Below are 11,517 nucleotides of genomic sequence, written 5' to 3' on the forward strand. Positions count from 1 at the left end.
GGTGCTGCCATGCTCCTCATCCTCCCGTGGAATCAGAGCCTCCACCAGACCCGGGGCGATTCACCTCATGATTGGCGTCGCCGTGTTCGGGATCGGCTCCGCTGGCGCCGCGTTCGCCCCATCCCCGGAGCTCCTGATCGCCTTCCGTGCCCTGATGGGGCTGGGAGGGGCGACGCTACTGCCGTCAGGGCTGGCGGTGCTCAGCGAGCTATTCGAAAACCCCCGTCAGCGATCCCAGGCCATCGGCATCTTCGCCGCCACCTTCGCCACCGGGTTTGCGATCGGCCCCGTCATCGGGGGGCTGCTGCTGAGCCGCTTCGACTGGGGGGCGGTGTTCCTCATCAACCTGCCCGTCGTCATCGCCTTCCTGATCGCCGCGCCGTTCGTGCTGCGCGAGGTCCGCGCCACCCGACCCGGCGGGATCGACGTGCCCAGCATCGCCCTGTCCGCCGGCGGACTGCTGCTCGCCGTGTACGCCATCAAGGACTTCGCCGCCTACGGCCCCTCGATAAACGCCGCGATCACCGGGGTTGTCGGCGTCGGTGCGCTGATCTGGTTCGTGCTCCGGCAACGCACGCTGGAGTACCCGCTGGTGGACGTGCGGCTGTTCCACGAAAAGGTGTTCACCGTCGCGATCATCACCGGTCTGATCTCACTGGTGGCGTGGTCCGCAGCCGCATACCTCACCGGCATCTACCTGCAATCCGTCCTCGGCCTGCCGGTGCTCACCGCCGCCCTGCTCGCCCTCCCCGGCGCGGCCGTGCTCACCACCACCTGCATCCTCACGCCCGCCATCGTCGAACGCGTCGGGCAACGGCCAACGCTGGTGATCTGCCACTTCTCGATGGCCGTCGGTCTCCTCCTACTGCTGGCCATGACCGTCACCGGAGGGGTCGGCTGGTACATCACCTCCACCGTCATCGCCGGCATCGGGTACGGCATCTCCTTCGCCCTCGTCGCCGACACCGCCCTCGTCGCCGACACCGCGGTCGCCGCCGTGCCCGCCAACCGCGCCGGCTCCGCCGGCGCAATCGCCGAGACCTCCAACGAGATCGGCAACGCCCTCGGCATCGCCATGCTCGGTTCCACCGCCGCCCTCATTTTCCGGCTCCTCGGCCCGGACATCGCCCCGACCCTCGGCGAGACCCTCGATGCCGGTGTCACCGGTACCGCGCTGGACCAGGCCAAGGGTGCATTCCTCACCGGACTCCACGTCGCGATGGGCATCGCCGCGGTCCTGTGCACCGGCCTCGGAGCGCTTGCCCTGCGCTGGATACCCAAGGACCACCGCTAGAGGTCCCTGCGTGACCACATCGACAAGGCGCAGGACCGCGAGTGCGACCTCCCAAAACTGCGTCATGCGAAGAAGACGAGAGGTTCCGCCCGTTCATCGCCCGCACACGGACCCATCATTCGGCGATCGCTCCGATCGCGTACGACTGCGTCAAGTTCATCGTCGTCCGCTCGGGTTCGGCGATCCTGTTCAGCGAGTTCGGCGAGAAACCGGTCACTGTCGGCGACGTCATTGTGCTCGGGGCGAACACGCTGTGCGGGAGCGAGCCTGAGGGCTCGATCACCGTCACGACCCTCTACCTGGATCGTGACTATGTCATCGATCAGGTGTTCTGGCAGCACGCCGCTGTGCTGTCCGACCGTCTCGACGCGCAGGACTTCATGAACGAGCGGTACTCCGAACCGGCCCAGATACTGCACCTGGGTGAGGATCGAGCCGGCATGCTCATGCCATGGCTCGATGAACTGGTAGCCCTCAGCATCGGCGGGCCCGCACCGGAACGCTTCTACCGCCTCCAAGCACTCCTGTTCGCAGTGCTCGACGTGATTACCCCGTACGTCGCCACCACCCCAGTGAGGGAGACTTCGACACAGCGCAAGGCCACCCACCCCGGTATGCCCCGCCTCCGCCATTTCGCCCCGCTACGGGCTGAGGCACGCGAGGCCGTTGAACTGCTTCGCAGGGCGCCAGCCGAGCGGTGGACACTCCGCGAGCTTGCCGACGCCGTGCACCTATCCCCGTCCCAGCTCGGCCGGGTCTTCACCGATGCCTACGGCAAGACACCCATGACCTACCTGACGACCCTGCGCGCTGAGCACCTGGGCAGGTTGTTGCGTGAGACCGACATGCCAATCGAAGTGGCGATGCGCGAGGTCGGCTGGTACAGCCGGGGCCACGCCGCCCGCATGTTCCGCCAGTGCGTCGGGGTCACCCCCGCCCACTACCGCAAACTCAGCCGCAAGCCCCGGCATGCGGTCCCTTGAAGCGAAACTGTGGTTGGCCCGCCGAGCCTGCCGTCCAGCATGATCGACGTTCCCGCATTAAGGCTAAATCATCAGCGAGGCATCGGATCAAACCCCCCCGCGAATTTGCTGCTGCGCACCTCGGCAACATGACGGTCTCAATGCGGGTGATGTCGGCCGGGGACGACTACAAGTACCTCCTGCGTTCCGTCGCCGCTGCCGATGGTGACCGATCGCTCTCCACACCGCTGAAGCGCTACTACGCGGAGGCGGGGACCCGTAGGGGAACAAAGTAGCCGCGTCCGGATCGCTCGTTCTGTCTGTCCCGGCGACTCTACCGGCCACGGGCGTGCGCGGTCGTGTTGGGCAATGCAACTGAGGGACGGTTCGGCTGCGGCTTCAGGCTCCAACTACACCCTCGATTGTGAAGAGTCCGTAATCGAGGCCTGTGTGGATGGGTCGCTGATTCTGTATCGATCCAGCCCACGGCTTTCCGTTTCGTCCCGCTGTCACCAGCTGGCCATGAGGGATACCTACGGATTAGCGGCCTCCGGCACCCGTCTTGGTTGCGGTAGGCTCTCTGGTGTAGTGACACGGGGTGCCGCCGGTTGGTGGCTGAGATCACACCCGTTGAACCTGATCCAGTTCGTACTGGCGAAGGGAATGTCCGTGATGACGTACGCGCTCAGGTCGCTTGGCGGGTTCCGCTGTCGTGATGTTGTGTGCTGGTATGCGTCTGGGTGTGCCCTCGCCATCAGTAGAGAGGCACGCAGATGACCACGTCCGCATCTTCCCCTATCACCGAGTCGGCTTCGGAAGCACCGGCGATTCCCGAGCAGGTGGTCGTCGTGACCGGTGGCGCGCGCGGTCTCGGCCGCAGCATCGTGCAGGCGTTCCTGCGCGAAGGCGCCCGGGTCGCGATCAACTACCGCGCCAGCGGTGAGCCTGCCGAGCAGCTCGCGGTCGCTCACCCGGGCCGGGCGATCGCGGTGCAGGCCGATGTGCGCGACCGTGCGCAGGTTGACGCGCTCATCGCGAAGGCCGGGGAGGCCTTCGGTGCGCCCGTGTCGACGGTCGTCAACAACGCGCTCGTCGATTTCTCGTTCAACGGTGATGCTCGTCCCAAGGCCGACGAGATCGGTTACGACGCGTTCTCGGCCCAGTTCTCGGGAGCCGTGCAGGGCGCACTCAACGTCATCCAGGCGGCGCTGCCGGCTTTCGATAGGGCCGGGTCGGGTCGGGTGATCAACATCGGCACGAACCTCTTCCAGCATCCCGTCGTGCCGTACCACGACTACACGGCCGCCAAAGCGGCACTGCTGTCACTGACCCGCACCTTCGCTGCCGACCTCGGCCCGCGCCGCATCGCCGTCAACATCGTCAGTGGTGGGCTGCTGCGCACCACGGACGCGAGTGCCGCGACGCCCGAGGCGGTCTTCAACGCTGTTGCTGAGGGCACCCCGCTGCGCACCGTCACCACACCTGACGAGTTCGCCGACGCGGTGCTCTTCTTCGCCTCGCCCTGGGCGCGCGCGATCACCGGGCAGAACCTCATCGTCGACGGCGGATTGGTCAAGAACTGATGACCGCCTGCACCAGCGATGCTGCCAGGCCGATCCACCTCAACCTATTCGCGTTCGCGTGCGGGCACCATGCTGCCGCGTGGCGGGCGCCGGGGTCGAGCGTGGGCCGGCTGGGTGATATCGCGTACTGGGAGGAGCTTGCCCGCGCCGCCGAGCGGGGCTGTTTGGATGCGATCTTCCTCGCCGACGGGCAATCGGCAGGGCTCGGCGGCGTCGGCCGTGGGCCGCTGTGGTTCCTCGAACCGATTACCACGCTCACGGCGCTCGCCCGAGCAACCGAGCACATCGGGCTGGTCACGACCGTATCCAGCACGTTCTGGGACCCTTTTCACGCGGCCCGGCTGCTGGCGAGTCTGGATCACATTTCGGGCGGTCGAGCGGGCGTCAATGTTGTGACCTCGATGACCGATGACGAGGCCCGGAATCACGGGATGGATCGGCTGCCCGGCCACGATGAGCGGTATGCGCGAGCCGCGGAATTCATCACGGCGGTGGAACAGCTGTGGGAGTCGTGGCCGGTCGAGGCGATCGTCGCGGACCCGGCCGGAGCGTATGTCGACGAGTCGCGGCTACGAGCGGTCGGGCATCGCGGCCGCTGGTTCGGTGTAGCGGGCCCGCTCAACGTGCCTCGGCCGCCGCAGGGCAGGCCCGTGCTGTTCCAAGCCGGTGCCTCCGAACCGGGCCGCGAGCTGGCCGCCCGGCACGCCGAGGGCATCTACGCGGTCGCGTGGGACCTCCAGTCGGCGCGCGCCTACCGTGACGACATCCGGACGCGGGCAGCGGCGATGGGTCGTGATCCCGACAGCATCGCCGTGATGCCGGGCCTGGTGACCTATGTCGCCTCGACCGAGCGGGAGGCCCGGGCGCAGCAGCGCGCGTTGAATGAGCTGCTGCCCGTCGAGGACTCGCTGCGGCAGCTGTCCTTCTTCTTGGGAGCCGACACCTCGCAATGGAATCTCGACGCCCCGGTCCCGCCGCTGCCGCCACTGGAGGCGTTCGAGGGGCCGAAAGGCCGGTACGCGACGGTGTTGCGCATCATCGCGAGCGCGAACCCGACCGTGCGCGAGCTGCTCGGTCTGCTCGCGGCCGGAGGCGGGCATGCCACCTTCGTCGGCACCCCGGAAAGCATCGCCGACGAGATCGAACGATGGGTCGACGACGGCGGCGCCGACGGGTTCAACCTGATGCCCCCAACGCTGCCCGGCGGCATCGACGACTTCGTCGACCAGGTCGTGCCCGTCCTGCAACAGCGTGGACGTCTCCGCCGCGACTACGCGGGACAGACCCTGCGCTCCCACTTCGGGTCAAGCAAGCACCCGTGAGAACGAATTTGTGCTCACCGAGGAAAGCCGCGCACCTCAGGCCGGTATCCCGGGCACACGGCGTTCCTCGCGCGGCTCGCAATTGCCCCGTTGAACCTGATCTAGATCGAAGGACATTGAGATGACTGACCGCGTTCTCCAACAGTCGGACCGCCTTGCCGAGACGACCGGCGCGCTGCTAGCCGCGGTGCGCAGCAACGGCCCGCTCGTGCAGTGCATCACCAACATCGTGGTCGCCAACTTCACTGCAAATACGCTCCTCGCACTGGGTGCCGCTCCGGCAATGGTGGACATCACCGGTGAGGCGGGCCTGTTTGCGGGTGTCGCCGACGGCGTGCTGATCAATCTCGGGACGCCTTCCGCGGAACAACGTGAGGCGATGCGTGAAGCAGTCAGGGGCGCGAATCAGGCTGGCACACCGTGGGTGTTGGACCCGGTGGCGATCGGTGCGCTGCCCGTCCGCACAGACCTCGCCGTCGACCTCCTCCGATTCCGTCCCACCGCCGTGCGAGGAAACGCCTCCGAGATCCTTGCGCTCGCGGGCGCCGGCTCGGGGGGTCGCGGTGTGGACGCCACCGATTCCACCGACACCGCAGCCACTGCGGCGATCACCTTCGCGCGTGATCACGACAACGTGATCGCCGTCTCTGGGCCCGAGGATCTCATCACCGACGGCGAGGTCATGGTGCGCGTGGCGAACGGTGACGCGCTCCTGACCCGGGTGACGGGCGGAGGATGCGCACTGGGGTCGGTCATCGCAGCCGTTCTGGCCGTGCGCGGCCAGATTTCCACGCTGGACGCTATAGCGTCCGCCCATGCGATCTACGGGATTGCTGCCGAGCGGGGCGCACGCGGTGCTGCGGGTCCAGGATCGTTCGCGGTTCGGTTCCTCGACGCGCTCGCGAGTCTGTCGCCGGAGGAGGCCGTCGCGGCCGCGCGAGTACGGGCGGAGCGCGCGAGCACCCCGGGACCGAAGGGTGCATGCCCGTGAAGCTTGGGCTGTATGTGATCACGGACCGGGACCTCTGCGGCGCTCGCGGAGTCGCCGAGACCGTGCGCAGAGTGGTTCGGGGTGGCGCGCGGATCGTGCAGCTGCGTGAGAAGAAGGCGGGTTTCGATGATCAGTTGCGCCAGGTCGAGGAACTCGCGGAAGCTATTGACGGACGCGCGCGGCTCATAGTGAACGATCGCCTGGATGTGGCGATCGCTGCCCGCGATCGCGGCATTCCGGTTGACGGCGTGCACCTCGGCCAGGGAGACGCGAGGGCGCTCACCTCCCGGCAGGCACTCGGCAGGCACGCCATCGTAGGCCTCACCGCGAACACCTCCGCGCATCTGGCAGCGGTCTCGCAGCTACCCGCGGGCACGGTCGACTACCTGGGCGTCGGCGTGATTCGACCGACCACGACCAAGCCGGTCACACGCCCGCGCTCGGCGTCGATGGTTTCGCTGAGCTTGTGGCGAGTACGCCTATCCCGTGCGTGGCGATCGGCGGAATCACGCTGACGGATGTCGCGCCGCTCAGGCGAGCAGGCGCGGCTGGAATCGCCGTCGTCTCCGCGGTGTGCGCAGCGGAGGACCCCGAAAGCGCCGCTCGCACGCTTACGCGCGAGTGGGAGCGCTAACGGTGACGATCGTATGCGTGCTCGATTCCCTTACGCGTCATCGGCTGTTCCCATGTTCGGCTGATTGCGTTGTCGTCGTTTCGCCAGTCCCAGACAGTTCGGCGAGGGAACGGGGCAGCTCTCGCCAGAGCTGATGAAAGTGATGCAGAGGCCCGTGCCCGTGCCCGACATCGAGATCTTCGCTGGCTGCCAGCGCACCGTGGAGGTAGGCCTTCGCCATCCGCGCACTATCCTCGACCGAGCAGGTGGGCAGCAACGCCGCGATCGCGGCCGATAGGGTGCAGCCGGTACCGTGATCACTTCGCGTCCGGATGCGAGGTGCCGAAAGTTCGATCGTCGTCTGTGGCCCGTGCAGCAGGTCGACGCTCTGCGCCGATCCGTGCAGGTGACCGCCTTTGAGCAGTATCCACTCCGAGCCAAGGTGGCGCAGCTTCACCGCGCTGGTGCGCATCGCATCGAGCGACCACTTGGCATCAGTGCCCAGCAGGACGTCGGCTTCGGGCAGATTCGGCGTCGTCACCGTCGCCAGCGGCACCAGAAGCTCACGGATCGCCGCGACCGCATCGGGCTCCAGAAGATGATCGCCGCTCTTCGCGACCATGACCGGATCGAGCACGATGTTCTCCGCGCGATGAGCATGGAGCCGTTGCGCGATGGTCTCGACGATGCGCGCATTGGCGACCATGCCGATCTTGACCGCATCGACCCGAACATCGTCGAACACCGCGTCGATCTGATCACCCACGAAATTCGGATCGAGGGCAACGAACGAGCGCACACCGCGCGTGTTCTGCGCCACCACCGCAGTGATGGCCGCCATGGCGTAGCCGCCCATGGCCGAGAACGTCTTGATGTCGGCATGAATACCGGCCCCGCCGGTCGGATCGGTGCCGGCGATGGAGAGGATGTTCATCGTCATCGCGCGATCCCCTCGGCTTCGGCGAGGACGGCCGCGTGACGTGCGACGTCTGCGACGTCGAGACTCAGCGCCATCGCCGGATCATCCAGTTCCCCGAGATCGAACCACCGCGCCTCAAGCGCATCATCGCCCGCTACGGGTTTACCCGAGACCCATCGGCACAGCACCGCGACCAGCACGAAATGTTGCCGCAGACAACCGCTCTCGTCGCGATCGAACGCGTCGACGGCTGTGAACACCCGGTGTGCCTCGCCCCGAACCCCCGTCTCCTCCAGAAGCTCACGAACCGCGGCCTGCTCGATCGTTTCCCCACCTTCGATCTTCCCGCCGGGATATCCCCAACGCCCAGCATCGGGCGGGTTGGCGCGCCGCACCAGCAGCACCCTGCCCTCTCGGAAGACCGCGGCGATCGTCGCCACAACCGGACGCACCGCCGACACACTGGAAGGAGAACGAGCGTTACTCAAGGACGATGACACGGTGGCCTCTCTTACGAGGCCGGCAAAGGATCGAGCCGACTAGACCTGTCCCTTCGCCGGCATGATCCGGATCAGGTTCAAAGGGTCATCGTGTCGCCTTACGGCCTAACGGAATCTCAGCCCCTTATCGGGACACCCCTCGGTACCCGCCACGCTAACATCGGCGGTCACAAGGAGCAACGCCCCCGCCCAGCCCTCGCGGGCACCTCGACGTGAGGCTCCGCGCGCGAAGATGCAGCGACCCAGCAGGAACCAGAGCCATCCGGAGATCACCCGCACGCCGGGTCGGTGATTTTGCTCAGCGAGTTCGCGAGAGAGCGGTCACTGTCGGCGACGTGGTTGTGCCCGGGAGAACACGTTGCGTGGCAGCGAGCCAGGAGCCTCGATCGCCGTGCGTTCCGCCAGTGAATCAGCGTCACGCCCACCCGATACCGGCAGCTCAGCGCGAACCGCGCCATGCGGTCGTGAGATGACATTTGCTGAGATGGGTGCGCAGTCCTATCCGCTCGTCGGACGCCGATGGTGCGCACCTGGTCAGCATGACGGTGTCGATGCGGGTCATGAGCGCGGGTGATGGCTACAAGTACCTGTTACGCTCGGTCGCCGCCGCTGATGGTGACCGTTCGCTGTCGACTCCGTTGACGCGCTACTACGCCGAGCAAGGTACGCCGCCGGGACGGTGGCTCGGTTCCGGCCTCGCGGGCCTCGGTGATGGCCGGCTTGCGACTGGCGATCAGGTGTCGGAGGCGCAGCTTCAGTTGCTGATCGGGATGGGCCGCAACCCGATCACTGGTGAGCCGCTGGGCAGAGCCTTCCCGCAGTACGCTCCGGTCGCCGAACGGATCAGACAGCGGGTCGACCAGTTGCCCACCGAACTAGGGCCGGCGGGCCGGGCGGAAGCGATCGCGCAGATCGAGGCCGAAGAAGCCGCACGCGGGACCCGGCGCGCGGTGGCCGGGTTCGACTACACATTCTCGGTCCCGAAATCCGTCTCGGTGCTGTGGGGTGTGGCCGATGCCGGAACTCAGGCATTGATCGCCGAAGCCCACCACGACGCCGTCGCTGAGGTGGTGGACTTCATGGAGCGTGAAGTCGCCGCCACCCGCACCGGAGCCACCGCCGGCGACGGGGCGGTCGCGCAGGTCGACGTGACCGGGCTAATCGCCACCGGGTTCGATCACTACGACTCTCGCGCCGGTGACCCGCAGCTCCACACTCATATCGTGGTGAGCAACAAGGTCCAGACCGCATTTGATGGGAAGTGGCGATCCTTGGACGGGCGGCCGATGCACGCCGCCGTGGTCGCCATATCCGAGCATTACAACGCGGTCCTCGCCGATCGGCTCACCCGAACCTTCGGCCTGGGCTGGGAGACCAGGGAACGGGGCCGGGATCGGAACCCATCCTGGGAGATCGCGGCCGTCCCCGACGAGCTGATCGCGGTCTTCTCAACCCGTTCCCACGACATCGAGGCCGAGGCTGATCGGCTCATTGCCGACCACGTCGCGAAGCATGGGCGGCGGCCGTCTGCGGCGACGATCGTGAAGCTCCGCGCCCAAGCCACTCTCGCCACCCGACCGGACAAAGAGGTGCGGTCGCTGGCTGACCTCACAGCCGAGTGGCGCAGCCGCGCCACCGCCCTCCTCGGAGACGACGCAACATCGTGGGCCGGCCGCTCGACGAGCAACGAGCCGCAATCAGTGCTGCGCGCTGACGACGTGCCTCTGGAGCTGATCGATGAACTCGGCGCCTCGGTCGTGACCGGAGTAGGTGAGAAGCGGTCGACGTGGCGGCGGTGGAATCTGCACGCGGAAGCCTCTCGGCAGACGATGGGCTGGCGGTTCGCCAGCGCACGGGACCGCGAAGCAATCGTCGGGATGGTCACCGACGCGGCAGAGAGTGACTCGCTCAGACTCACCCCTCCAGACCTCGCCACTTCACCGGCGGCATTCCGCCGCATCGACGGGACGAGCATCTTCCGGCCGAAGCACTCCACGGTGTTCTCCTCCGAAGAACTACTCGCGGCTGAGGATCGCCTGCTTGACCGCTCCCGCACCCTCACCGGGCCTACGGTCCCGCTCGCGACGGTGGAACAGATCACGTCCCGTTCCGATGCCGAGGGCCGGATGCTCGGCGAGGACCAAACCGATGCCCTGAGCAAGATCGCTGTCTCTGGTCGACTCCTCGACGTGCTGGTTGGCCCCGCGGGTGCGGGCAAGACCACGGCCATGAACGCGCTGCGCCGAGCATGGGAGAAGGAACACGGCACCGGCTCCGTGGTCGGGCTCGCACCCTCCGCGGCGGCCGCGCAGGTCCTCGCCGACGACCTGGGGATCGCCACGGAGAACACGGCGAAGTGGTGGCAGAACCACCTCGCCCGTGGCACCACTTTCGAAGCCGGTCAGCTCATCATCATCGACGAGGCATCGCTGGCCGGCACCCTCTCGCTGGACCGCATCACCCACCTGGCCGAGCGGGCAGGGGCGAGGGCGCTCCTGGTGGGCGACTTTGCCCAGCTCCAGTCCGTGGACGCCGGCGGCGCGTTCTCACTCGTGGTTGGTGATCGTGATGATGCGCCCGAGCTGGTCGACGTCCACCGGTTTGAGAACGAGTGGGAGAAGACGGCCTCACTCGCACTCCGCCACGGTCGAACCGAGGTGATCGACACCTACCTCGACCACGACCGCATCCGCGAAGGCGACGCTGAAGCGATGACCGATGCCGCCTACGCCGCTTGGCGTGCGGACCGCGAGCAAGCGTTGGTGTCGGTGTTGATCGCCGAGACCCGCGACGACGTGACGGCGTTGAACGTCCGGGCCCGCGCGGACCTGATCCTCGACGGCACCCTGAAACCAGGCCGGGAGGTCGAGCTGAACGACGGGACCACCGCCGGGGTGGGGGACAGGATCATCACCCGCCGTAACGACCGCCGTCTCCGCAACGGCAAGGATTGGGTGCGCAACGGCGACACTTGGACCATCATCGATGTCCGCGACGACGGCTCCGTGACGACCCGCAGGACCGGACGAAGGTTCGGCGGCTCGATCGTGCTCCCGGCGTCGTACGTGGCCGAGCAAGTCAACCTCGGATACGCGATCACCGCGCACCGGGCGCAGGGCGTCACAGTCGATACCGCCCACGTCCTGGTGGAGCCGACCACGACGCGGGAGAACTTCTACGTCGCGATGACCCGCGGCAAGCAGTCCAACCAGGCGTACGTGGTCCTGGACCGGGCCGACGACCACGCCCATCCGCATCCGGGTGAGAACCGGCTCTTCACAGATGAGGGTGTAGCTGTGGTGCGACCTGGGGCGGCGCGTCGGTGTCGGGGTG

10 protein-coding genes and 2 riboswitches are annotated in these 11,517 nt (G+C 67.1%); of the genes, 8 read left to right on the forward strand and 2 right to left on the reverse strand.

Annotated elements, in window-relative coordinates; translation table 11 throughout:
• The 7 genes from FSY66_RS12040 to FSY66_RS12985 all read left to right on the forward strand — a co-directional run.
• Positions 1-1,294 (forward strand): MFS transporter (locus FSY66_RS12040; protein WP_144795291.1); only part of this gene is annotated, 1,294 nt, incomplete at its 5' end.
• Positions 1,295-1,335: 41 nt separating this feature from the next.
• Positions 1,336-2,277 carry a helix-turn-helix domain-containing protein gene (locus tag FSY66_RS12045; RefSeq protein WP_260853676.1) on the forward strand — a complete coding sequence of 314 codons (942 nt, stop codon included), beginning with the start codon at positions 1,336-1,338 and terminating at the stop codon, positions 2,275-2,277.
• 563 nt (positions 2,278-2,840) lie between these two features.
• A riboswitch (TPP riboswitch) is annotated at positions 2,841-2,937 on the forward strand.
• Positions 2,938-3,029: 92 nt separating this feature from the next.
• Entirely contained in the window at positions 3,030-3,839 is an 810-nt protein-coding gene (locus FSY66_RS12050) for a 3-oxoacyl-ACP reductase (protein ID WP_144795293.1), read from the forward strand.
• The gene (locus FSY66_RS12055; RefSeq protein ID WP_053447644.1) at positions 3,839-5,161 is read left to right on the forward strand and encodes an LLM class flavin-dependent oxidoreductase; all 1,323 of its coding nucleotides are present in this window, start codon (positions 3,839-3,841) and stop codon (positions 5,159-5,161) included. Before FSY66_RS12050 ends, FSY66_RS12055 begins: the two co-directional genes overlap by 1 nt.
• 121 nt (positions 5,162-5,282) lie before the next feature.
• Positions 5,283-6,152: a hydroxyethylthiazole kinase gene (thiM, locus tag FSY66_RS12060; RefSeq protein WP_053447643.1), complete on the forward strand. Its 870-nt coding sequence runs from the start codon at positions 5,283-5,285 to the stop codon at positions 6,150-6,152.
• Positions 6,149-6,667, forward strand: coding sequence for a thiamine phosphate synthase (locus FSY66_RS12065; protein ID WP_260853677.1), 519 nt, complete (start codon positions 6,149-6,151; stop codon positions 6,665-6,667). Before thiM ends, FSY66_RS12065 begins: the two co-directional genes overlap by 4 nt.
• On the forward strand, positions 6,643-6,786 hold the full coding sequence (locus tag FSY66_RS12985) for a thiamine phosphate synthase (protein WP_260853678.1): 144 nt from the start codon (positions 6,643-6,645) through the stop codon (positions 6,784-6,786). Before FSY66_RS12065 ends, FSY66_RS12985 begins: the two co-directional genes overlap by 25 nt.
• 37 nt (positions 6,787-6,823) lie before the next feature.
• Here the strand turns inward: FSY66_RS12985 and thiD are convergent, their stop codons facing one another.
• Positions 6,824-7,705, reverse strand: a complete 882-nt coding sequence (gene thiD, locus FSY66_RS12070) for a bifunctional hydroxymethylpyrimidine kinase/phosphomethylpyrimidine kinase (protein WP_082330972.1) — start codon at positions 7,703-7,705, stop codon at positions 6,824-6,826.
• Complete coding sequence (locus FSY66_RS12075) at positions 7,702-8,184, reverse strand: NUDIX hydrolase (RefSeq protein WP_053447641.1); 483 nt, start codon at positions 8,182-8,184, stop codon at positions 7,702-7,704. Before FSY66_RS12075 ends, thiD begins: the two co-directional genes overlap by 4 nt.
• A gap of 30 nt (positions 8,185-8,214) precedes the next feature.
• Positions 8,215-8,334: riboswitch (TPP riboswitch) on the reverse strand.
• A 389-nt stretch (positions 8,335-8,723) separates the two neighbouring features.
• Here FSY66_RS12075 and mobF point away from each other — a divergent pair.
• A partial coding sequence (mobF, locus tag FSY66_RS12080) for a MobF family relaxase (RefSeq protein ID WP_260850717.1) occupies positions 8,724-11,517 on the forward strand: 2,794 nt, incomplete at its 3' end.

This window comes from Kocuria palustris, from assembly GCF_007666205.1.
Taxonomy (GTDB): Bacteria; Actinomycetota; Actinomycetes; order Actinomycetales; family Micrococcaceae; genus Kocuria; species Kocuria palustris_A.